At 66.5% G+C, this 21,081-nt stretch carries 23 protein-coding genes; 8 read left to right on the top strand and 15 right to left on the bottom strand.

Annotation, left to right across the window (positions count from 1 at the left end):
* Positions 1-15: 15 nt before the first annotated feature.
* Positions 16-660 (bottom strand): Crp/Fnr family transcriptional regulator, encoded by a 645-nt coding sequence (locus tag ACM9NP_RS01965; RefSeq protein WP_415644873.1) that lies wholly within the window; start codon positions 658-660, stop codon positions 16-18.
* Positions 661-1,113: 453 nt separating this feature from the next.
* Between ACM9NP_RS01965 and ACM9NP_RS01960 the strand changes: the two genes are divergently transcribed.
* The 3 genes from ACM9NP_RS01960 (at position 1,114) to ACM9NP_RS01950 (ending at position 3,233) form a co-directional block, all read left to right on the top strand.
* Positions 1,114-1,617 (top strand): polyadenylate-specific 3'-exoribonuclease AS, encoded by a 504-nt coding sequence (locus tag ACM9NP_RS01960; protein ID WP_415644797.1) that lies wholly within the window; start codon positions 1,114-1,116, stop codon positions 1,615-1,617.
* A gap of 92 nt (positions 1,618-1,709) precedes the next feature.
* On the top strand, positions 1,710-2,735 hold the full coding sequence (locus ACM9NP_RS01955; protein WP_415644796.1) for a 6-phosphofructokinase: 1,026 nt from the start codon (positions 1,710-1,712) through the stop codon (positions 2,733-2,735).
* 42 nt (positions 2,736-2,777) lie between these two features.
* On the top strand, positions 2,778-3,233 hold the full coding sequence (locus ACM9NP_RS01950; protein ID WP_415644795.1) for a hypothetical protein: 456 nt from the start codon (positions 2,778-2,780) through the stop codon (positions 3,231-3,233).
* On the opposite strand, the gene ACM9NP_RS01945 is transcribed toward ACM9NP_RS01950, so the two are convergent.
* From ACM9NP_RS01945 to ACM9NP_RS01930, 4 genes are all read right to left on the bottom strand, one after another.
* Entirely contained in the window at positions 3,162-3,539 is a 378-nt protein-coding gene (locus ACM9NP_RS01945) for a hypothetical protein (RefSeq protein ID WP_415644794.1), read from the bottom strand. The two genes, ACM9NP_RS01950 and ACM9NP_RS01945, sit on opposite strands and share 72 nt — an antisense overlap.
* 220 nt (positions 3,540-3,759) lie before the next feature.
* A complete protein-coding gene (locus ACM9NP_RS01940; protein ID WP_415644793.1) occupies positions 3,760-4,884 on the bottom strand; it encodes an ADP-ribosylglycohydrolase family protein in 1,125 nt (374 codons plus the stop codon).
* Positions 4,885-4,931: 47 nt separating this feature from the next.
* Positions 4,932-5,780 (bottom strand): bifunctional 5,10-methylenetetrahydrofolate dehydrogenase/5,10-methenyltetrahydrofolate cyclohydrolase, encoded by an 849-nt coding sequence (locus ACM9NP_RS01935; RefSeq protein ID WP_415644792.1) that lies wholly within the window; start codon positions 5,778-5,780, stop codon positions 4,932-4,934.
* Positions 5,777-6,400 carry a cyclodeaminase/cyclohydrolase family protein gene (locus ACM9NP_RS01930; protein ID WP_415644791.1) on the bottom strand — a complete coding sequence of 208 codons (624 nt, stop codon included), beginning with the start codon at positions 6,398-6,400 and terminating at the stop codon, positions 5,777-5,779. Before ACM9NP_RS01930 ends, ACM9NP_RS01935 begins: the two co-directional genes overlap by 4 nt.
* A 163-nt stretch (positions 6,401-6,563) precedes the next feature.
* Between ACM9NP_RS01930 and ACM9NP_RS01925 the strand changes: the two genes are divergently transcribed.
* The gene (locus tag ACM9NP_RS01925) at positions 6,564-7,958 is read left to right on the top strand and encodes a class II 3-deoxy-7-phosphoheptulonate synthase (RefSeq protein ID WP_415644790.1); all 1,395 of its coding nucleotides are present in this window, start codon (positions 6,564-6,566) and stop codon (positions 7,956-7,958) included.
* 66 nt (positions 7,959-8,024) lie between these two features.
* Here ACM9NP_RS01925 and ACM9NP_RS01920 read toward each other — a convergent pair whose 3' ends face one another.
* Positions 8,025-8,270, bottom strand: a complete 246-nt coding sequence (locus tag ACM9NP_RS01920; protein ID WP_415644789.1) for a hypothetical protein — start codon at positions 8,268-8,270, stop codon at positions 8,025-8,027.
* A gap of 89 nt (positions 8,271-8,359) precedes the next feature.
* Between ACM9NP_RS01920 and ACM9NP_RS01915 the strand changes: the two genes are divergently transcribed.
* On the top strand, positions 8,360-9,388 hold the full coding sequence (locus ACM9NP_RS01915) for a threonine aldolase family protein (protein ID WP_415644788.1): 1,029 nt from the start codon (positions 8,360-8,362) through the stop codon (positions 9,386-9,388).
* Between the two features lie 38 nt (positions 9,389-9,426).
* Here the strand turns inward: ACM9NP_RS01915 and ACM9NP_RS01910 are convergent, their stop codons facing one another.
* A complete protein-coding gene (locus ACM9NP_RS01910) occupies positions 9,427-10,401 on the bottom strand; it encodes an ABC transporter permease subunit (RefSeq protein WP_415644787.1) in 975 nt (324 codons plus the stop codon).
* Positions 10,398-11,453 (bottom strand): ABC transporter ATP-binding protein, encoded by a 1,056-nt coding sequence (locus tag ACM9NP_RS01905; protein ID WP_415644786.1) that lies wholly within the window; start codon positions 11,451-11,453, stop codon positions 10,398-10,400. The genes ACM9NP_RS01910 and ACM9NP_RS01905 overlap by 4 nt, the downstream gene beginning before the upstream one ends.
* A gap of 182 nt (positions 11,454-11,635) precedes the next feature.
* Here ACM9NP_RS01905 and ACM9NP_RS01900 point away from each other — a divergent pair, with 182 nt between their 5' ends.
* Both ACM9NP_RS01900 and bfr read left to right on the top strand, forming a co-directional pair.
* Positions 11,636-11,836, top strand: a complete 201-nt coding sequence (locus tag ACM9NP_RS01900) for a (2Fe-2S)-binding protein (RefSeq protein WP_415644785.1) — start codon at positions 11,636-11,638, stop codon at positions 11,834-11,836.
* A 111-nt stretch (positions 11,837-11,947) separates the two neighbouring features.
* Positions 11,948-12,427 (top strand): bacterioferritin, encoded by a 480-nt coding sequence (gene bfr, locus ACM9NP_RS01895; protein ID WP_415644784.1) that lies wholly within the window; start codon positions 11,948-11,950, stop codon positions 12,425-12,427.
* A 45-nt stretch (positions 12,428-12,472) separates the two neighbouring features.
* On the opposite strand, the gene ACM9NP_RS01890 is transcribed toward bfr, so the two are convergent.
* From ACM9NP_RS01890 to ACM9NP_RS01875, 4 genes are all read right to left on the bottom strand, one after another.
* On the bottom strand, positions 12,473-14,374 hold the full coding sequence (locus tag ACM9NP_RS01890; RefSeq protein ID WP_415644783.1) for a Stk1 family PASTA domain-containing Ser/Thr kinase: 1,902 nt from the start codon (positions 14,372-14,374) through the stop codon (positions 12,473-12,475).
* 62 nt (positions 14,375-14,436) lie between these two features.
* Entirely contained in the window at positions 14,437-15,225 is a 789-nt protein-coding gene (locus tag ACM9NP_RS01885) for a class I SAM-dependent methyltransferase (RefSeq protein WP_415644782.1), read from the bottom strand.
* Positions 15,226-15,276: 51 nt separating this feature from the next.
* On the bottom strand, positions 15,277-15,750 hold the full coding sequence (locus ACM9NP_RS01880) for a hypothetical protein (protein WP_415644781.1): 474 nt from the start codon (positions 15,748-15,750) through the stop codon (positions 15,277-15,279).
* 186 nt (positions 15,751-15,936) lie between these two features.
* Positions 15,937-16,998 (bottom strand): polyprenyl synthetase family protein, encoded by a 1,062-nt coding sequence (locus ACM9NP_RS01875; RefSeq protein WP_415644872.1) that lies wholly within the window; start codon positions 16,996-16,998, stop codon positions 15,937-15,939.
* A gap of 156 nt (positions 16,999-17,154) precedes the next feature.
* Between ACM9NP_RS01875 and metF the strand changes: the two genes are divergently transcribed.
* Positions 17,155-18,072 (top strand): methylenetetrahydrofolate reductase [NAD(P)H], encoded by a 918-nt coding sequence (metF, locus tag ACM9NP_RS01870; RefSeq protein WP_415644780.1) that lies wholly within the window; start codon positions 17,155-17,157, stop codon positions 18,070-18,072.
* On the opposite strand, the gene ACM9NP_RS01865 is transcribed toward metF, so the two are convergent.
* Genes ACM9NP_RS01865 through ACM9NP_RS01855 form a run of 3 tightly spaced genes read right to left on the bottom strand, consistent with a single transcriptional unit; the run spans position 18,050 to position 20,945 of the window.
* Positions 18,050-18,742, bottom strand: coding sequence for a response regulator (locus ACM9NP_RS01865; protein WP_415644779.1), 693 nt, complete (start codon positions 18,740-18,742; stop codon positions 18,050-18,052). The genes metF and ACM9NP_RS01865 overlap by 23 nt on opposite strands.
* Positions 18,739-19,995 carry a sensor histidine kinase gene (locus ACM9NP_RS01860; protein WP_415644778.1) on the bottom strand — a complete coding sequence of 419 codons (1,257 nt, stop codon included), beginning with the start codon at positions 19,993-19,995 and terminating at the stop codon, positions 18,739-18,741. The genes ACM9NP_RS01865 and ACM9NP_RS01860 overlap by 4 nt, the downstream gene beginning before the upstream one ends.
* Positions 19,992-20,945 (bottom strand): hypothetical protein, encoded by a 954-nt coding sequence (locus tag ACM9NP_RS01855; protein WP_415644777.1) that lies wholly within the window; start codon positions 20,943-20,945, stop codon positions 19,992-19,994. The genes ACM9NP_RS01860 and ACM9NP_RS01855 overlap by 4 nt, the downstream gene beginning before the upstream one ends.
* Positions 20,946-21,081: the final 136 nt, after the last annotated feature.

Below are 21,081 nucleotides of genomic sequence, written 5' to 3'. Positions count from 1 at the left end.
TCCCTTATGGGCGGGTTAGTAGTCCTCGAGGCCGGCTCGGCGGCGGAGCGCCGCGATGTCCGTCACGACGATGCGTCGTCCCTCGGTGCGGAGCCAGCCGCGCAAGGCGAAGGTGCCGATGGCCTGGTTGACGCTTTGTCGAGAACCACCGGCGAGTTCGGCCAGTTGGGTCTGGTTCAGCTCGATCGTCACCATCGGTTGGGTCGAGTGCCCGGTTAGGCGGACCAGCGCCTTCGCAACCCGGGCGGGCAGGTCGAGGAAGACGTGGTCGCTGTTCTGCTCGGTGAGGCGCCGTACTATGCCGCCCATCGTGCGCATGACGGCGTCGAGCATGCTGGGCGACTCGTGCACCAGTTCCAGGAAGGTCTTGCGGGCCAGGGCCATCGCGACGGTCTCCTCGAGTGCCTCGGCCGAGGCCGAGCGCGCCGAACCGTCGAGAAGGGACACTTCGCCGAGTACGTCGGGGGAGCGGACCACGTGCAGCATCGCGCGCTCGCCCGTCGGCGCGGTGCGGAAGACGGATACCGCGCCGGTGCGGACCATGATCAGCGATTCGCCGGGATCGCCTTCGACGAACAACAACTGGCCGCGCCGGAAGTGTCGGGGAATGGCGGCCGCGACGATCTTCCGACGGGCGTCGGAGTCGAGGCCGGAGAACATCGTGACACCGGAAAGCAGATCATCAGACGCGGATGCGTTCACGTTCCATCCCCCTAACCGTCGAAGGAACACCGTCGGCGGGGAGCCGATCCGGATGGCGCGCAACCGGAAACGGCACTGCCGAGGAAAGCCCTGTCGGAGTGAGCACAGCGCGGGTATCTGTAGATCATGGCCTCCTTTGGCGGCGATGTACACCCCCTGCGTCGGATGTGCGACAGTGCTTCGGGCAAGTTTGTCACCGTGCTGTTGGGGTGGAGCTCTCCGCCCCGCCCAGAATTATACGTGGTTTGTTGATGAATGTCCGAATTAATTGTGGCGATGCAGCATGAATACTCAGGTTTTAGGGTGCAGATTGCGCAGGAGTGGGAGATCGCGGGGTCGTGGCGTAATCGCGTCACCACGGAATCCTGACCTTTCGTGCGATGCACCCTCGGTCGAAAGGTCTATACCGTCGTGGTATATCGGTACTTCTACGATTGCGAATTCATCGAAGATGGCGTGACCATCGACTTGGTGTCGATTGGCGTCGTCGATGAGAACGGGCGCGAGTTCTACGCGGTCTCCACCGAGTTCGACGGTTCCAAGGCGATCCCATGGGTCCGCCACAATGTCCTCGACAAGCTCCCCTCGCCCGCCGACTCCGCGTGGCAGCCGCGAAAGAAGATCCGCGACGAACTGTACGAGTTCCTCGTCGCGCCGTTGCGCGGTCGAACGGGAGAACGCATCGAACTGTGGGCCTGGTACGGCGCGTACGACCACATCGCCCTCGCCCAACTGTGGGGCGCGATGCCCGCCCTGCCAAGGGCTCTGCCCCGGATGACGAAGGACCTCAAGCAGCGCTGGGACGATCTCGGCAACCCCGACCTGCCGAAGCCTCCCCCCGACCAGCATTCGGCGCTCGCCGACGCCCGCCACAACCTGGCACGGTGGCAGGCGATGGAGCAAACCGCCCGGTAACCTGCGCCGGTATAGGCTCGCCCTCGACACGAAGGGCAGGGACAACGGCGTCTCGGACCATCGCCAGGCACGAATCACATGGAGTGCTTTCTATGCGCATTGGCGTACTCACCGGTGGCGGCGACTGCCCCGGTCTCAACGCCGTAATCCGCGCGGTCGTCCGTAAGGGCGTCGGCGAATACGGACACGAGTTCATCGGATTCCGCGACGGCTGGCGCGGACCGGTCGAGAACAAGACGACGCCGCTGGGCGTCGCCGAGGTTCGCGGCATCCTGCCTCGCGGCGGGACGATCCTGCGATCCTCGCGCACCAATCCGTTCAAAGTCGACGGAGGCGTCGACAAGGTCCGCGCGACGCTCGCCGATCGAGGTGTGGACGCCCTGATCGCGATCGGCGGCGAGGACACCTTGGGTGTCGCCAAGCGGCTCACCGACCTGGGCATTCCGGTAGTCGGTGTTCCGAAGACCATCGACAACGATCTCAACGCCACCGACTACACCTTCGGATTCGACACGGCGGTCAACATCGCCTCCGAGGCGATCGACCGGCTGCACACGACGGCCGAGAGTCATCATCGGTGCGTCGTCGTCGAGGTCATGGGCCGTCACGCCGGCTGGATCGCGCTGCACTCCGGCCTCGCCGGGGGCGCGAACGTGATCCTCGTGCCGGAGCAGCGATTCGACGTGTCGCAAGTGGTCGCCTACGTCGAATCCCGATTCGAGACCGACTACTCGCCGATCGTCGTCGTCGCCGAGGGCGCGCAGCCGACGGAGGGCGACATGGTCACCCAGAACGGCGAACTGGACGCGTTCGGCCACGTGCGGCTCGGTGGCATCGGACAGTGGTTGTCCGATCAGATCGAGAAGCAGACCGGCAAGGAATCGCGTGCCGTCGTTCTCGGTCACGTCCAGCGCGGCGGAACACCGACCGCGTTCGACCGCGTCCTCGCCACCCGCTTCGGTCTGCACGCGATCGACGCCGTGCACGAGGGTGACTTCGGAAAGATGGTCGCATTGCGCGGCACTGACATCGTGCGTGTTCCGCTGGCCGAGGCCACCTCGGAACTGAAGACGGTGCCCGCCGAGCGCCTTGCCGAGGCCGAGGTCTTCTTCGGGTAGCGATACCGTCACTGTCTGCACGTCTGGCTCGTTGAGTCAGACGTGCAGACAAGCCCTGTCGCGTCGGTGCCCATTCCCGATCTCCAGTCCTTCACATTCCATAAAGTCCTGTACGACGTCGAGTTCGGCGGGGCGGCGATTCCCGGTTTGATCGGCGCGTACTACCGCACGACGCTCGGGGATCGCAAGGAGAGTGTCGGCATCTACATGGTCAACGGCGTCGAACTGTTCCGCGCGTGGGGCTTCGTCGATGACGAGCACTGCTCTTATCACACGATCGCGCTCCCCGGCGGAGGCGTCGTCGGGCCGTTCGTCGGCTGTCCCAACATCGAGGTGCGCCGCGAGGGCGAGCAGGTTCGGGAACTCACAGTCCACACCGGAACCGATGCGTTCCGGTATGCCGTGGGCGCGCCCACGGCATGGGAGTCAGTCGGCGGCGGTTTGTCGGATCGGTTCGGCGGCCTCGCCCTTGGCGAGGCGGCGGACGTACCACAGTGACGTCCCGGTGATCGCGAGGCCGAGAGGCAGGGCGATCAGATGCAGTGTCGGGTCGTGCATCGGGACGAACGCGAACACCGCCGCCGGAACCTGGACGACGGCGATGAGCGCGATCAGGCCACCGCGTGCCTTGGCGCCCCAGAGGAACGCGGTCCATACGGGAGACGTGACGACGGCGAGGGTCAGTACGTCCAGCAAGGTGTGCAGCCATGGGGTGTGGACGCGGTCGTGTGCGTAGGCGTATGCGGGCGACGCGATGGCGAGTGATGCCACGGCGGCGATGACGGCGACAGCGATTCTTCGCATGTCGCACCTCCTCGGTTGAGTCGAGCCGTGAGGCCGGCCCGCTCCCAGCGGATCCGCTGCGGCGTCTCGCGTGATCTGGGCAGCGGGTCGGCCCCTTGCCTCGACGCTAACCGAGAGGACCGGTCGATGACTGTCGGGTATCCGTCGCTACCTAGCCATTTCGGTTGGTGCGGCTACGTAATTCATCGACAAGCGTATATTTCATACCGTCTGTAGTGGACTATTTTGCTCCGGTTGTCGGATACCGGCTTCGCCAGTAGTCGGCGTCGCGCGGAGGTGCGTCCGGCGTGCCGAGCGCGGAGGCGAGGTCGATCGCGGCCGCGTCGATGGCGTCGGTGTGCTCCACATGAGTCAGCCACTGAATCGGCAGCGCGTCGCGGCCATGGCGCGCGCCGAGTAGATTGCCGCAGATCGATCCGGTCGAGTCGCTGTCGCCCGAATGATTGACCGATGCCAGGAGCGCCCGGGCGATCACCTCGGGCTTCGCCCCAGTATCCGACTCCGCCGCCAGCGCGCAGTAGAGGCCGACGGCCAGCGCCTCTTCCGCGATCCAGCCTCCGCCGACACGCTCCACCCGCTCCGGGGTCGGTGCGGCCGTCGCGGCCGCGTTGACCGCTCGGACGATCGCGTCGGTCGTCTCGCGGTGATCGGGGTAGCGGGCCACGATCGTCAGCGTCTCCTCGATCGCGGCGGTGAAGCCCGTGTCGCGAGCGACGAGCGACACGATGGCCGCGAACGCCCCGGCCGCGAGATAGCCGGTGGGATGACCGTGCGTCAGCCGGGCACACCGGGCGGCGTGCTCGAACGCGTTCTCCGGTCCCCACGCCAGCCCGAACGGCGCGGAACGCATCACCGTGCCGTAGCCCTTGGACTCGGGGTTGACGGGACCGGCGCCGTGCAATGGCGCGTTGGGGGCGGGAGGTTCGCTCCGCAACCCGGACAGGCACGCCAGGCCCGGGGCGCGACGGTGGTACAGCCAGGCCTCCCCGGCGAGCCAACCGTCCGGCGGGTCCTGCGCTTCGCGCTGGTTCTGGGTTCTGAACCAGCGTTGATACGCCCAGTACATTTCGGACATCACAGCGGACGGACTTGCTTCGTTCGTCGTGCCGCCGCGCAGCAGGCCGTCGATCGTGAACAGGGTCATCTGCGTGTCGTCGGTGATGACGGCGAAACCATCGGGCGTCAGGCCGGTGAGACCCGTGAGGCCCGCCGATCCGTACTCGGCGCGAATCACGTCGGTCGGGTCGAACTCGATGGGATTGCCGAGGGCGTCGCCGATGGCGCCGCCGAGGACACAGCCCCGGACGCGATCGAGCGACGGCGGAGTGATGTTCGTTGAGGGCATCGCACCACTGTGCCACAGTGGTGCGATGCCCTCAACGAGAGAAGTCGTCAGCCCGCGTCGGGGTGGGTGACCGCGTCGATCGTGTGCCGCATCAGCAGGATCGTCGTCACGGGACCGACCCCTCCGGGCACCGGTGTCAGCGCCCCGGCGACGCCGTTGACGCTCACCGCGTCGACGTCACCGACGAGACCGCCGTCCTCGGTCGGGTTCGTGCCGACGTCGATGACGACGGCTCCGGTCTTGACGTGGTCCTTCGTGACGAGCCCGGGGCTTCCCACCGCCGCGACCACGATGTCCGCGCGACCGCACACGGCCGCCAGATCCCGGGTTCGGGAGTGGCACACCGTCACGGTCGCATTCTCCGCCAACAGCAGCAGCGCGGCGGGCTTGCCGACGACAGTGGACCGTCCGACGATGACGACCTCCGCGCCCGCCAACGACACCTCGTCGCGTCGCAGGATCTCGGCGACCGCCGCCGCCGTTGCGGGAGCGAAGGTGTCGAGGCCGATGGCGAGCCGTCCCAGACTCGCCGGGTTGGCGCCGTCGACGTCCTTGCCGATGGCGATGTGCTCGCCCACATCGGCGAGCGTCACCCCGTCGGGCAGCGGAGTCTGGCAGATGACGCCGTGCACCGTGTCATCCGCGGACAACTCGTCCAAAGTGTCGATGAGCTCGGCGGCGGTGGGGTTGGTCAAGGTCACCGTTCGACAGTTGACCCCGACCTTCCCGGCCGTCCGTTCGATCGACCGTACGTACCAGGCCGTCGCGGCGTCGTCCGTCGGAACGACGACGGCGAGTGTGGGGGTCACCCCACGGGCTCGCAACGCGGCCGCGTCAGTGGTGACCTCGTCGGCGATGGCGCCCGCGATGGCCCGTCCGTCAATTACCCGTGTCACTTCTTGATCCTGTTCATCACGATGTCCACGATCGCCCCCGCCGTCAGCTCGGCGCTGGCGAGCTCCTCCAGGCGCGAGGCCAACTCGGCCCGCAGCCCCTCGTCCTTGATGGACGCCCGATTGATCTCCACGTTGATCCTGGCGGAACGCAGAGCGGACCCCGCGGAATCCGCAGCGACCGCCACATCGGACAGTACGTTGACGTTCGCGCCGTCGAGAATGCGACCCGCCAACGCGATGACGTCGGCCGCGATCGTTCCGATCCGCATGGGAACATCCGCGGCGGCGACGAGGGCCCGCTGAATCGCGACGCTCCGCTCCGCCTTCTGCGCGTCGTCCCCCCGAGGAAGGCCGTAGGCGTCCATCACGCCCGAGAACGCCGCGGCGTCCGCCTCCGCGAGCCGCAGCGCCTCCGCCCGCAACTCCGTCGCCTTCGACAACACGTCCGCCATCAAAAGCTCGTGTTCGGCGTACTTCGGCTTACCGATGGTCAGATTGCACACCATCGAAATCAAAGCCGCCCCGAGCGCGACGTTCATCGCCGCCGCCGCACCGCCCCCGGGAGCGGGCGAATCCGAGGCCAGATCGTCCAGCCATTCACCAATGTTGTGATCGCGCATGATTCTCGAGAACTCCTTGCGACAATTCGGACCGATGGAGACCCTATCGCCCGCACTGTCCGCCACCACGCGCGAGCCACCTGTGCCGACATTCACAACACGGCACTGTGACATAGACCGGCCACCTGCGGGAACATGCCGAGCGGAGGCCTAAGCTTGTCAGGTGACTGAGCAATGGCACCAATTGCGTAACCCTGGCCTCGTGCCCGGTGGAAGCGATCCGGCGATCGCCGCCGAGCAGGCGACGCGACTGGGCCTCGACCGATGGCGTGAGCTTCCGCGAGACCAGGCGCCCCCGTGGCCGAACCAGACCGAGGTGGACGACGTCTCCACCGTTCTCAGCACCGTGCCGCCCATCGTGGCCCCTTATGAGGTCGACACCTTGCGCGCGCAGCTGGCGGACGTGTGCGAGGGCCGGGCCTTTCTCCTGCAGGGTGGTGACTGCGCCGAGACCTTCGCGGACAACACCGAAGCCCATCTTCTCGCCACCGCGCGGACGCTGCTCCAGATGGCGGTCGTTCTGACGTACGGCGCGAGCCTCCCCGTCGTCAAGGTCGGGCGGATCGCCGGCCAGTACACGAAGCCGCGTTCGGCGATGACCGACGCCCTCGGGCTCCCCGTCTACCGGGGCGACATGCTCAACTCCCTGGAGGCGAACGCGGAGGCGCGTCGCGTTGACCCGCAGCGCATGATCCGCGCTTACGCCAACGCGGCGGCGGCGATGAACATGCTGCGCGCGTACCTGTCGGCCGGAACCGCCGACCTGCGGGCCGTCCACCACTGGAACAAGGACTTCGTCAAGAACTCCCCGGCCGGGGAGCGGTACGAGGCCATCGGTCGCGAGATCGACCGGGCCCTCGCGTTCATGGCCGCCTGTGGTGTCGACGACGACGCCCTGCACACCGTCACCATGTACGCATCCCACGAGGCGCTCGCGCTCGAGTACGACCGCGCGTTGACGCGCATCAACGGTGACCGCGCGTTCGGCCTGTCCGGGCATTTCCTCTGGATCGGGGAGCGCACGCGGCGCCTCGACGGCGCGCACATCGACTACATCTCGCGGATCAGCAACCCGATCGGCGTCAAGATCGGCCCCACCACGAGCCCCGACTGGGTGCTAGAGGCGTGCGACAAGCTCAACCCGGACAACGTTCCCGGTCGGCTGACGCTCATCACCCGGATGGGGAACCAGAAGATCCGCGACGTGCTGCCACCGATCCTCGAGAAGGTTCACGGGGCGGGGCGTGCCGTCATTTGGCAGTGCGACCCGATGCACGGCAACACGCACGAGTCGTCCAACGGGTACAAGACCCGGCACTTCGACCGGATCGTCGACGAGGTGCTCGGGTTCTTCGAGGCCCACCGGGCCGTCGGCACGCACCCCGGCGGAATCCACATCGAACTGACCGGCGAAGACGTGACCGAGTGCATCGGCGGGGCACAGGCGCTGGCCGACGAGCACCTCAGCCAGCGTTACGAGACGGCGTGCGACCCGCGCCTGAACACGCAGCAGTCGCTGGAGCTCGCGTTCCTCGTCGCCGAGATGCTGCGGCATTAGAAGGCCGTCCCGTTCGACGGGACGATCCGCTCACTCAAGGCTCCCCGGTGGCGACACCGGGGAGCCTCATTCGTCGAGGCCCTCCAGCCAGCCCCCGTGATCGGACAGCATCGCCTCCACGGCCTCACCGTCGATGGCCTCCGGCAGCCGGGCCAGTACGAGCCACTGAGCGTCCTCGGCATCGTCCTCACCCGCCAACGCCTCCCGGACGACCCTGGGTGACGTAATGCCGAACTCCTCGACGAGTGCGTCGGCGATCTCCTCCGCCGCATCCCGGTCCGGCAACACCATCACGTGTTCCGCGTCTGCCATGACGCCATTGTCACCATCGCCTGGGAGCCGACGTCGGGCGGACACGACTCACGGGACGGCGACGCGGTCGCGCCTCCTAGACTTGCGGAATGCTGCTGGACCTGCGCTCCGACACCGTGACCCGACCGACCGCCGCGATGCGGCAGGCCATGGCCAACGCCGATGTCGGCGACGACGTGTATGGCGAGGATCCGACCGTCAACGCGCTGGAGGCGCTGGTCGCGGACATGTTCGGCCACGAGGCGGCCCTGTTCACCCCGAGTGGATCCATGGCGAATCAGATCGCCCTCCAACTGCTCGTGGCGCCCGGTGACGAACTGCTGCTCGATTCCGAGGCCCACGTCGTGTCCCACGAAGTGGGCGCCGCCGCCGCGATCGGAGGCATCTCCACCCGGACGTGGCCGTCACCGCCGCGCGGTCGCGTCGCCGCCGACCTCGTGTCCGACTATGTTCGGCCCGCGGCGGGTTTCCACACGGTCGCGACCCGGGCCATCGCCGTGGAGAACACCCACAACCGTGGGGGAGGCACCGTCCAAGCGCTCGACGAACTGCGCGGCCTTCGCGAGTTGACCGGCGCGGCCGGACTGGGGCTCCACTGCGACGGAGCGCGAATCTGGAACGCGTCCGTGGCCAGTGGCGTCTCATTCGCCGAGTACGGCGCGCTGTTCGACACGATGTCGGTGTGCCTGTCGAAAGGCCTCGGCGCCCCCGTGGGCTCCCTCGTCATCGCGTCTCGTGATCGCATCGCCCGGGCGAAGGTACTCCGTAAACGCATGGGTGGAGGAATGCGCCAAGCCGGAATCCTCGCGGCGGCCGGAGTGCACGCGCTCGACCAGCACCTCGCGCGGCTCGCGGACGACCATGAGCGCGCGGCCGCGCTGGCGGCCGCGCTGGAACCCTATGGCGTCACGGACGCGTCGACCGTCGAGACGAACATCGTCCTGCTTCGGGTTCCCCGGATCGCCGAACTGGCCGCCGCGGCGGCGGAACAAGGTGTGTTCATCTCGGTCATGGGGCCGACGTCGGGGCGACTGCTGACGCATCTGGACGTTGACGACGCGAAACTCAAGCACGCGATCGCCGTTCTGACCGGATCGCTGGAATCGCACGGCCTGTAGCGGAGCGGCGGGGGTGGGAAGCCACCCCCGCACTCGCGTCAGTTCGCGTCGCGTTGCTGGAACAGGGTCATGCCGATCGCCGTCAGCACGCCCGTCACCGCCAGCAGAATCGACCCGGACGTCCACATGGACAGGTAATCGGGGTACCCGGCGCCCACTGGCCACAGCTCGGTTCCGCCGACCGTCCACCCGATGATGTACGTCGACATGAGCCACAGTTCGATGTCAATGTCGACGATCGCGAGAATGAACCGGACGCCGAACTCGACCAGGATCAGGTAGCCGATGAAGGTTCCGATCGCCGTCACCGTGCGGCGTCCGATCATCGACATCGCCACACCGACGGTCGTACAGATCATGACCAGGAACAGCACCCGCAACGACAGCATGGTCGTGTCCGACCACCAGGTGGAGCTGATCTGCCCGACGTCCCCGACAGACGTCGCGATCGCCAGCAGCGCGCCGATGTGCAGTACGCCAAGCCCGACCGACAGCACGAACATGCTCGTCAGCGCGCTTGCCAACTTGGCCAGGTACACCGGGATCCGGCGTGGCGTCCACAGCAGGAGGTTCGTCATGCCTCCGGAGGTCCATTCCGCGCCGATGTACGAGCCCGCGATCAGTAGGCCGCAGACCGCCAGCACCATCCCGAGGAAGTACAACTGTCCTTCCGCCTCGTCGGCGAAGATGACGACACCGGAGAGGTAATGCGTGTCCTTGATTCGGGTGGGGTCGTGGTTGCCGGCGCAGTCCTTCGGGTAGTCCGCCTGCTCCGGCGGCGTGTCCGGAGCCTTCTCCCAGTACTTGAAGCACAACTCGCGTTCCTGGGTCACCCAGTCCCGCTCCTCCTGCGCGTCGGCTCGCGCCGTCTCGATCTCTTGTGGCGACGGGGTCTGCGAACTCGACGCCAGCGTGGCGAGGCTCGCGAGCAGGAACAACAGACCGACACCCGCGATGAGGATCGCTGTTCGGCGCGACCAGAAACGGCGCAGTTCGACGACGAAAAGCCTCACTGGTGGGTCTCCTTCTCCTGGGTGAGCGCCTGAGCCGGAAGTGGAACGACCGACACGGTGTTGTCCGATACGACCTGGCCGGGCAGGTCCGGCAGATACGACTTGTTCACCTGGGGGTAGGTGCCGTCGACCGGTTCAGTACCCGTCAACCGCAGGAACACGGTCTCCAGGTCGACGGGGATGCCGACGAGCTCCGTCAGATACACCTGTTCGTCGGCCAGTGCCTTGGTGACGGCGGCCGGAGGCGCTCCATTGCGGATGATCAACCGGTCGCCGGCGACATCGACGGCGAATCCACTCTCCACCAGAATCTGTTGGGCGTCCGACAGCGACGCCTCCGACTCCAATCGAACCCGGAGTTGCTTCGTCGCGTGCTCGGCGAGGATTTCGTCGACGCGGCCGGAGGTGACCTGACGCCCCCGCGACACGATCGTCATCGTGTCACAGAGTTGCTCTACTTCGGATAGAAGGTGGGACGAGACGAGGACCGTGACGCCGGTGCTCGCGAGGCGACGCATCAGTTCGCGCATCTCTCGAATACCGGCCGGGTCGAGCCCGTTCGTGGGTTCGTCCAGGATCAGCAGCTGCGGCTGCTTCAACAGGGCGCTGGCGACGGCGAGGCGCTGACGCATGCCCAGGGAGTACCCCTTCACCTGTTCTTCGCCGCGCTCGCGCAACCCCACCAGTTCAAGGACCTCGTCGACTCGGCCGACGGGTAGGCCGATCGTTCCGGCCAGGAGTGACAGCGTCTTTCGGCCCGTGAAGTGTCCGAAGAATCGGGGGCTCTCCACGATCGCGCCGATCCGGTCGATGACTCGTGGGAGTCCCTGTGGGACCGTCTCCCCGAAGATCCGCATGTGACCGCCATCGGCGTGCGCCAGTCCCAACAGGATTCGCAGGGTCGTGGTCTTGCCGCTACCGTTCGGGCCGAGGAACCCGTGAACCTCGCCCTGATTCACGGTCAGGTCGAGACCCGCGACCGCGACGGTCGAACCGCCCTTTCGGGAACGGTAAGTCTTTCTCAGCTCACTCACGTCAAGTACTGGCGTCATCAGGCCTCCCATTGGTTGTCGCCACAATCTATTGGGTCGCGGCCAGTGATCGGTGGGCGCGATGTGGCGTCCGACGCGACCGGTTGCCGCCTTGTCGGTGACCCTCCGAGATCAAGCCGTTCGGGTGATTGGCGAACCGGCAGGTCGGGAGATACCTTAGGTGAGCCTTAGTAAGGAGAGGCTTGCCTGGGAGGGTCGGTCGGTTGTACGTCTGCATTTGCCATCAGGTCGGTGAACACGAGGTTCACGACTGCATCAAGGGTGGCGCGAGCACCGAGGAAGCGGTGGGTGACGCCTGTGAGGCGGGCACCGGTTGCGGTACGTGCCTTGACCGCATCGCCGACATGATCGAGTCGTACTTCGGTCAACCCGCACGCCTGTGACGGCGCCGGATTCGCCCGGCTCGACCTGTTTTTAGGGTTTCCTCAGGAAATGTCCGTTAAAGCCGGTTCGTACCCTGATTGTGAACGGAAACATCACGAGGGGGAACCGTCATGCAAGGCGATCCACGCGTCATCGAATTCCTTAACGAACAGTTGACAGCCGAGCTCACCGCCATCAACCAGTACTTCCTGCACGCGAAGATGCAGGAGAACTGGGGATATGTGAAGCTCGCCAAACACACACGCGCCGAATCGATCGACGAGATGCGGCACGCCGAGGTCCTGACCGACCGGATCCTGTTCCTCGACACCCTGCCCAACTATCAACGTTTGTTCGCGCTTCGGATCGGCCAGACCGTCCCCGAGCAGTTCGAAGGCGACATGCTCGTTGAGAAGGAAGCCGTCGATCGGCTCCGGCGCGGCATCGAGTACATGCGTTCGATCGGCGACCACACCTCCGCCAACATCTTCGAGTCGATCCTCTCCGACGAGGAGGAGCACATCGACTACTTGGAAACCCAGATGGACCTCATCGACAAACTCGGTGAGCAGCTCTACCTGCAGAGCCTCATCGAACAACCGGAGGACTGAGGCGCCGTCGGCGGACCAGGCCGCCGGCCCACGGCTTCGTGGGCGTCAATCCACCCGCAACGTCACGCGCGTTCCCCGGGCATCCGAGGATCCCGCGTCGGGGGATTGGCGCCGCACGATGTCCCCGGGTTTGGCGGCCTTCTCGACTTGGACGCGAAACCCCGCCTCCCGGAGCGTCTCCATCGCCTCGTCCAGGCGCAGACCCGTGACGTCGGGAACCTCGACGGGAGCCGATCCCCGGCTCACCCGCAGCGGTACCGGTGTGTTCGTGGCGACGCCGGTGCCAGGTGGGAGCCCCTGCGAGATGACGCGGCCCTTCGGCACACCATCGTCGAAGACGTGCGTGACCATCGACGTCAGCCCCTCCTCGCGGAGTCGCTTCGCGGCGGTGGCCTCCAGCACGCCCGTCACGTCCGGCACCGTCGCAGGTGCCGGTCCCATGCTGACCGTCAATCGGATGACGGTTCTCGGTCTCACGACCGACCCCGGTGCAGGGTCACTGGACACGACGTCCCCGTGTGCCACCCGATCATCGAATACCTCGATCACTCGCACCTCCAGCCGAAGTTGCGCGAGGCTCGCGATCGCCGCCTCCGCGGGAATCGCCGAGACGTCCGGCACTTCATACCGCTCGTGTCCTTTGGAGATCGTCACGGTCACGGTGCCGCCGCTCAGGATGCGCTCCCCGGGGCCTGGTTCCTGCTCGATGACGGTTCCCGCCGGGACCGTCTCGCTGAACCGGCGTTCGTCGAACTCGACGGTGAACCCGTGTCGTTGCGCGAACGGCGCGACCGTCTCCGCCGTCTGATCCAGTAGGGATGGTGTGGATTCGTAGCGTCCGTTCGCCAACCACCACCCACCGAGGCCGATGAGGAACAGCGCCATCACGGCCGCGACGAACTGTGCGACCGTTCCCCGGTTCGGCCGCAGACCGCTCGTTCGTCTGGAGGTGGACGTCCTTGCCGAGACGGAATCCTGTCGCTGTCGGCCCAAACCCATCGGCGGTGTGCGAAGGCTCATTCCACCGCGATCGTCTCCCGGACTCAAGCGCTCCGTCGCCGCCGCGACGAGCCGACCGAACCGCGCGGCGTCACTCGGCCGTTCCGCCAGGTCCCGAGCCGTCGCCCGCCTGATCAACGCGTCCACCTCGTCGGGCAGGGACGGGACCAGTTTCTTCGCCGAGGGGACCTCGTTGTCGACATGCTGGTACGCCACAACCATCGGGTCTGGACCATCGAACGGGACCGTTCCCGTCACGAGCTCGTACAGCAGGATCCCCGCCGAGTACACATCGGAACTCGTGTGGCAGTGGCCGGTCGCGACGATCTCCGGCGCGACATAGGCGACCGTCGCCAGCAACGGCTCCTCCGGCTCGGCCTCGATCGCCCCCCGCCCATTCCGTGCCTGAGCCGCATGGGCCAGACCGAAGTCCGCGACCTTGACGATGTCGCCGTCACCACCGTAGGACAACAGAATGTTCTCCGGCTTGATGTCGCGGTGAACCAGGCCGATCCGGTGAGCTTCGGCCAGCCCCGCCAGGAGACGGTCCATGAAGAACAGCGCCTCCTCGGGGGAGACGGAGCCGTACTCGTTGAGGACCTGCCTCAGAGTCCGACCCTCGACGTACTCCATCACGACATATGGAAGGCCGTCGTGCTCCCCCTGATCGAATACGGCGACGATGTGCGGGTGCGACAACCGCGCGATCGTCTTGGCCTCGTCCTGGAACGCTTGAAGAAACCGAGGATTGTCGATATGAGAGTCATTGATGATCTTGAGAGCGACGGTTCGCTCCAGTCGCTCATCACATGCCTGGTAGACCCGAGCCATCCCACCAGTCGAAATCAGCGCCACGACGCGGTAGCGCTGGTCGATCAGCTGCCCCACGAGCGAATCGGAGACCGGGGCGTCCGGCTCGGCCCGCCCAACAGCGTGCAGTTCCCCCACAGCGGAGAGTGTATGTCTATGTACCGTACGATGTCGAGCCTGACACGGTGGGGCCTGAGGCCCTATCGGATCTCGGTGATGATCAACCCGACCTCGTTCGAGAACGAGAAGTCACCCGTCCGTCGTATGCGGTCACTCAAGCGCTCGGTCGCCTCGGTGATGACCGCCGTGAAGTCGGCATCCGACAGCGGCGACAGAGCTCGCGTCGACTCCAGGTAGTCGATGATCGGTCGAGTGTGCGGCACCACCGTTCTCGCCGTCAGATTCACTCTCGAAACCGGCCCAAAATGCCGCCGTGCCAGCGATTCCATGCCGTCGACGCGCAGCGCCTCGCCGAAGAGGACCTCCGGCCGACCGAGCACGACTCGCGCCGACTCGATCCACAGGTCGTGCAATTCGAGCTTGTCGGTGGCGCCGTTGCCGGTGAGGACGACCCGGCCACCGGGACGGCACACGCGCGCCAGTTCGTCGAGCGCGTCACCGGGTCCGGGAACGTGATACAGCATGTGTGCCGCCAACGCTCCCGCGACGCTGCCGTCGCGGAACGGAAGTCTGGTCGCCTCGGCGTTGACGCCCGGCTTTCCCGCCACCGTCACCATTCCCGGAGACAGGTCGATCGCGACGACCGAACGATCCGGATGGGCCCGCCGTAGCGCGGAGGTGAAGACACCGGAACCGCAACCGACGTCGATGATCGGGCCGGCCACCGCGGCGAACTCGGCGGTGACGGTACCGACGAGGTCGAGAACCGGCCGCTGGTAACGGTAGATGGCTCGCCGTGCCTCCAACGCGGTCGGATTGCGATAGGCGGCCCCGCTCAGGAGCGTTCTATCGGTCAGGTTCGATTCCATGGCACAAACCTATCCGTCGGGATCCGTGTCGACCGCGAACCACAGTGCGCGTTAGCGCGTCGTCGGCGTGATCGACACTTCCGAACCGGTCGGTTGCGGATCGGTGGATCCGCTCGGCGAGGGGGACGGGTCGCTGGGTTTCGGCGACGTCGGTGACTCCGTTGGCGTGTGCGAACTCTCGGTCTTCGTTGGAGTCGGGCTGGCCGAGCTCGGTTTCGGGGTCGGGCTGCTCGGCGACGGTGACGGTGTGGGGGACAGGGACGGAGAGGGTCGATTTCCTCCGCCGTTGCCCAAGGTCGTGTCCGCGTCCTGGTCGGCCACCCCGGCGGTGGACTCGCCGCTCGTGTTCACCGCGGCGTCCTCGCTGGTGTCGAGCCCCCAGGCGTTCACGACTCCAACGGCCATGACACCGGCGAGTAGGAAACTGAACAAGCCCACTATCGACAGTCGGCGTGCGCGCTTCGAGTGTTCCAGATCGTACTTTATGGAGCGATACAGGCCCGCGATTTCCCGGCCGATCCTCATGAGATACCCCTTCGCGAGGTGGCTCCCCTCCCCAGGGTTGACCACCGTCGTCATCAGTGCGTGAATCGGCTCGCCTGCGACACATTCCCACCGGCGAGCGCGTCGACACAGGGTTCAACGACTCATGGCCGCAAAAGTCTCTACCCGTTGGGGTGGCAATCGACGGACAAACGATCCGCGCGGCCGCTACAGCCGACGGCGCACCGCAGCCTCACCGAACCGCTCCAGCATGTCGAAGGCCTCGGGAACCATGAGCGGGCGGCCCTTCTCAAGGGCCGCACGGGTTTGCTCGGCGAGCCGATCGATGCGCTGTTCCGTGCGATCCAAGGCACCCGACTCGGTGATCACCTGCCGCAACGCGGCCACCCCGGAAACGTCGAGCTCCGGGTCGCCGAGCAGTTCGTCGAGCAACTTCGAGCCCGCGGCATCCGTTGTCTCGTAAGCGCTCGCGATCAGGAAGGTGTGCTTGCCCTCGCGGAGGTCGTCTCCTGCGGGTTTGCCGGTGTGCGATGGGTCGCCGAACACCCCGAGGACGTCATCCCGCAGCTGAAACGCCTCACCCAGGGGGAGACCGAACGCCGAATAGCACTCCCGCAACTCGGGCGATCCGTCAGCGAGCGCCGCACCGATCAGCAGCGGCCGTTCGATCGTGTACTTCGCCGACTTGAAGCGGGCGACCTTGAGCGCCCGTTCGATGCTGGTGTCGCGCTGAGCCTGTGTCAACACGTCCAGATACTGCCCGGCGCTGACCTCGGTCCGCATGAAGTCGAAGTCCGCGCGAGCACGGCCGACCGCGTCCGCGGACATTCCACCGCCCGTGAACATTTCGTCGGACCACGTCATGCACAGGTCACCGAGCAGGATTGCCGCACACGAACCGAAGTGCTCGGGCGAACCCGACCATCCGGCGTCGCGGTGGTGGGTGGCGAATCGTCGATGCACCGACGGCTCACCGCGCCGGGTGTCGGAGTCGTCCATCAGGTCGTCGTGCATCAACGCCGACGCCTGCAGTAGCTCCAGCGACGAGACGCACGCGACGATCGCGTCGCCGTCCGGACCGGCCGCTCCGCGATACCCCCAGTAGGCGAAGGCCGGTCGAATCCGTTTTCCTCCGCCGAGGATGAACAACTCGGCCGCTTCGGCGACGCGGCCCAGCTCGACGTCGATGTCGGTCAAGCGGTGTCGTTGCCGACGCAGGAACTCGGTGAGGGCGGAGCCGACACGGGTACCCAGCTCGGCATGCTCGATCGGTGATGGCACGGAACAGACGGTACGCGTGTGACTCGGCGTATGGCGCCAAGGGTGGGCGTCGGTGTGGCGCGAGAACCGCCTGTGGAACAGGGATGCGCGAAGCCACCGATGGACGTCGATCTCGTCCAACATGTGGGCCGTTAGTCTTGACCTGTGACCCTTGGAACCGCGTCTGTGATGCCGGGGCAGCCGACGGCGATCGCCGAGCTGCTCTCCGGTTCGGCGCCCACGTTTTCGTTCGAGTTCTTCCCCCCGAAGAGCGATCGCGCCGAGCAGGTGTTGTGGCGGGCGGTACGTGAACTGGAGTCCCTGCAACCGGACTTCGTGTCAGTGACGTACGGGGCGGGAGGGTCCTCCCGGACGACGACCGTCGAGACGACCAGCCGCATCGCGACGGAGACGACACTCCTTCCGATGGCTCATTTCACTGCGGTCGATCACTCCACCGCGGAACTTCGGAACCTGATCGGTCATTTCGCCTCGGTCGGCGTGCGCAACATCCTCGCCGTACGCGGTGATCCGCCCGGTGACCCACAAGGCGAGTGGGTCGCTCACCCCGAGGGCGTTCGGCACGCCTACGAGCTCGTCGAACTGATCAAGTCGTCCGGTGACTTCTGCGTCGGCGTCGCCGCCTTCCCGGAGAAGCACCCCCGTAGTCCGGACTGGGACACCTGCACCCGGCATTTCATCGACAAGTGCCGTGCGGGGGCGGACTTCGCCATCACCCAGTTCTTCTTCGACTGGCGGGACTGGGTCCGCTTGCGGGACGCCGTCGCGGCGGCGGGCCTCGACACACCGATCATCCCCGGCGTCATGCCGGTGACCAGCGTCAAACAGATCGAGACCTTCGCGAAACTCTCCGGAGCCGATTTCCCCTCGGCGCTCGCCGACCGCCTTCGTGCCGTCGGCGATGACCCCGAGGCGGTGACCGAGATCGGTGTGGAGGTCGCCACCGAGCTCTCGAGCCGTCTCCTCGCGGAGGGCGCTCCCGGCATTCACTTCATCACCTTGAACAAGTCCACCGCGACGCGCCAGGTCTGGCAGAACCTCAGCTCGACGCCCGTTCGGTGAGCGGCGCGGACCCGTCGTCGCCCGGTCGGACGAGTCGATTCTCATAGGCCCACACCACGACCTGGACGCGATCTCGCAGTCGCAGTTTGGCGAGCACGCGTGCCACGTGTGTCTTGATCGTGCCTTCCGACAGGAACAGTTCCTGGGCGATCTCCGCGTTGGACCGGCCCCTCGCCAGAAGCATCGCGACGTCATGTTCCCGAGCCGTCAACGCGGCGGCGGGATCGACGTCGGGCGGCGGGCTGAGCTGCGGCGCGATATGCGCGATCAAACGTCGGGTCGTCGACGGGGCGATGACGGCGTCACCGCCGTGAACCGCGCGAATGGCCGACAGCAACTGCTCCGCGGGAGCGTCCTTGAGGAGAAAACCGCTGGCACCCGCCTGAATCGCCGCGAACGCGTACTCGTCTAGATCGAAGGTCGTCAACGCGATGACTCGTGGCGGGTCGATCGTCCCAAGCAACCGCCGCGTCGCTTCGATACCGTCCACGACCGGCATCCTGACGTCCATCAGGACGACGTCGGTCCTCGTCGCAGCCAACAGATCGAGCGCCTCACGGCCATCGGCGGCCTCACCCACGACCGTCATGTCCGATTGGGATTCGATCACCATCACGCAGCCCGTCCGGACCAGCGCCTGATCGTCCACGACGAAGACTCGGATCGTCATCGGGACAGCCTCACGGCAGATTCATCCTGAATGGTCAATGGAATGGTCGCCACGACCCGGAAGCGCCCACCGTCGTCGTGCGTTGCCATGGAGCCCCCCACCCCGCGGACGCGTTCGGCCATGCCGATCAATCCGAAGCCCTCGCCGTGAACGCGCGCGGTCGCTGCGGCCTCGTTGACGACCTCGATCGTCAACTCAGTGGTCGCCCACCGGATGGTCAACGTCGCGCCGGATCCGGGAGCGGCGTGACGAACGACGTTGGTGAGCGACTCCTGGACGAACCGGTAGACGGTCAGCTCCACGAACCCGCTCAACGGTTGTGGACGCCCGACGGTCTCCACCGCGACGATCCGGCCCGTGGAACCGGCGCGTTCGACCAACCCCGGGATGTCCGCGAGGCCGGGCTGCGGTTCCTCTCCGATCGTTGTAGCCGATTCCTCTCCGCCGACGCGCAGCATTCGCACCATGCCGCGCATGTCTCGCAAGGCCTGTCGGCCCTCGTCCTCGATGGTCTTGAGCACGTCGATCGCCCGGTCCGGGTTCGCGACCGCCGCGTAGCGACCGCCTCGTGCCTGGCTGATGACGACCGCCAGGGAATGCGCAACGACGTCGTGCATGTCCCGCGCCATGCGTCGCCGCTCGAGTCGCACCGCGTCGTCGAGGCGAGCCGTTCGGTCCCGTTCCGCCTGTCTCGCCCGCTGAGCGGCGCTCGCCAACTGACGCGACTGGTCACGTCTCCAGTGACCGATGCCGATCGTCGCCAAGACCACCGCGGACAGGACGGCGACGACCATCACCGGTTCCGGTCGCAGCCCGGCCGCTCGAACGCTGTCATCGGTGATCAGCACCCACGCGCCGAGGAAGGCCCCGAGGAAGGCTCCGCTGATCGCCGTGATCCGGGCGGGTTCACCGGCCCACGCCACCACCGAGTAAAGCGCCACGAGGAACAGCAAGGTAGACGGGAACACCAGGGACAGGCCGCTGATGGCCGCCTGCGCGGCGCACGCCGACCACACCACCGCGTAGACGGTGAGCGGTGCTCGTAGTCGCCAAGCCGTGGCGACCAGGCCGACGGTGATGGCGGCGATGATGCCGACCGCCCTCCACGTGTCGAGCGAGGCCAGCGCCACCCACCCAGACATCAGGGCGAGGGGTACGCCGATGAGCACGGTCACCCCACCGTTGTTAGAAGGCGACACGTCTACGCCCCGGTCGGGGGCGTCGGTCGTCGACCGGACGGCGTTCTCTCTCATACCGGGCAACTCGCGTCCGCGGCGCAGCGAGGCCGACGCTTCTCGACGTAGTACGCGATCGCGCCGAGGAGCGCCAGACCGAACAGCAACCAGGTCCCGTACACGGCAGCGACCATCCACATCGAATCATCCGTCAGCGGTACGGGGCCGTCGGTGATTCCGAGCAGCTGCGACAACGTCCCGAGAACGGAGAGACTCCCCATGCTGATCAGCATCGTCGTCGCCACGCCCGCGGCACTCAGCAGCGCCCAGCGGGGAAGGACACGGCCCCACGGGTGAACCAGGGCAAGCGACACCAACAATCCTGCCGCTCCGGCCAACAGCTCCATAGTGGGGAATCCTTCCGTCGATGATTCGGGCCGCGCCACGACGCCGCCACACCACCAGTACAGCTTCAGCGCCGGATACGGGATACCCAACGCGGCGGCCGCGATGCCGTGCCATCGATGGCCGGTCACCAGAGGCGGGGTGGCCGTCTTGCAGACGGCGCAGATCTTCGCGCGGCTTCGGCGGGCCCGAAGCGTCGTGTAGCCGATCGCTCCGCAAGCCAGCAGACTCGCCGTGCGGCAAACCATTCCCGGCCAGTCCACCGTGCTGAAATCGCCCGCGGGGATGCCCGTTATGGCGAAGAACGCCCGGAACCCGTCGAGGACGACTCCCGAGGCCGACCACAGGAACAGTACCGCCGCGGTTCCACCGATGATCGATACGTGTTTCCCAAGCGGGGATCGGATGACCGAGATGATCGTGACGGCAGTGCCGCCGAGGACCGTCGCCGTCAACATGACCCACCACGGAGCGAACCCGACCGTGTAGTCGAGCCGAGGAGGCAGGGGCGTGGCCACCCATCTCAGGGCCAGCGCGGCCAGAGCGATGAACAGACAGGTCACGGTGACGCGGATCAGCCGGGAGTCTCGCGCGTGACCTCTTTGGTCGGGTGTTGTCGTCATGCGGACAACGATTCCGGGTTCGACCATGTCCGGCGTCTGTCGCGAGGCCGGATCGCATCGGCCGACAGAGGTATTTCGGACGAATGGTCTCTCATGCCCTCGGCCTCAGTCCTGAAGGCGCGCAAGTGAACCACTA

Origin of the sequence: Stackebrandtia soli (assembly GCF_965137155.1) — a bacterium.
GTDB lineage: Bacteria > Actinomycetota > Actinomycetes > Mycobacteriales > Micromonosporaceae > Stackebrandtia > Stackebrandtia soli.
The sequence above is the reverse complement of the archived record's forward strand: the minus strand, read 5'-3'. Positions and strand labels throughout refer to the sequence as shown.

Bases quoted from the DNA above. Each gene is read 5' to 3' on its own strand.
- ACM9NP_RS01965 (WP_415644873.1), bottom strand. From the start codon at position 660: ATGTTCTCCGGCCTCGACTCCGACGCCCGTCGGAAGATCGTCGCGGCC.
- ACM9NP_RS01955 (WP_415644796.1), top strand. From the start codon at position 1,710: ATGCGCATTGGCGTACTCACCGGTGGCGGCGACTGCCCCGGTCTCAAC.
- ACM9NP_RS01945 (WP_415644794.1), bottom strand. From the start codon at position 3,539: ATGCGAAGAATCGCTGTCGCCGTCATCGCCGCCGTGGCATCACTCGCC.
- ACM9NP_RS01940 (WP_415644793.1), bottom strand. From the start codon at position 4,884: ATGCCCTCAACGAACATCACTCCGCCGTCGCTCGATCGCGTCCGGGGC.
- ACM9NP_RS01930 (WP_415644791.1), bottom strand. From the start codon at position 6,400: ATGCGCGATCACAACATTGGTGAATGGCTGGACGATCTGGCCTCGGAT.
- ACM9NP_RS01920 (WP_415644789.1), bottom strand. From the start codon at position 8,270: ATGGCAGACGCGGAACACGTGATGGTGTTGCCGGACCGGGATGCGGCG.
- ACM9NP_RS01915 (WP_415644788.1), top strand. From the start codon at position 8,360: ATGCTGCTGGACCTGCGCTCCGACACCGTGACCCGACCGACCGCCGCG.
- ACM9NP_RS01905 (WP_415644786.1), bottom strand. From the start codon at position 11,453: ATGACGCCAGTACTTGACGTGAGTGAGCTGAGAAAGACTTACCGTTCC.
- bfr (WP_415644784.1), top strand. From the start codon at position 11,948: ATGCAAGGCGATCCACGCGTCATCGAATTCCTTAACGAACAGTTGACA.
- ACM9NP_RS01885 (WP_415644782.1), bottom strand. From the start codon at position 15,225: ATGGAATCGAACCTGACCGATAGAACGCTCCTGAGCGGGGCCGCCTAT.
- ACM9NP_RS01880 (WP_415644781.1), bottom strand. From the start codon at position 15,750: ATGAGGATCGGCCGGGAAATCGCGGGCCTGTATCGCTCCATAAAGTAC.
- ACM9NP_RS01865 (WP_415644779.1), bottom strand. From the start codon at position 18,742: ATGACGATCCGAGTCTTCGTCGTGGACGATCAGGCGCTGGTCCGGACG.
- ACM9NP_RS01860 (WP_415644778.1), bottom strand. From the start codon at position 19,995: ATGAGAGAGAACGCCGTCCGGTCGACGACCGACGCCCCCGACCGGGGC.
- ACM9NP_RS01855 (WP_415644777.1), bottom strand. From the start codon at position 20,945: ATGACGACAACACCCGACCAAAGAGGTCACGCGCGAGACTCCCGGCTG.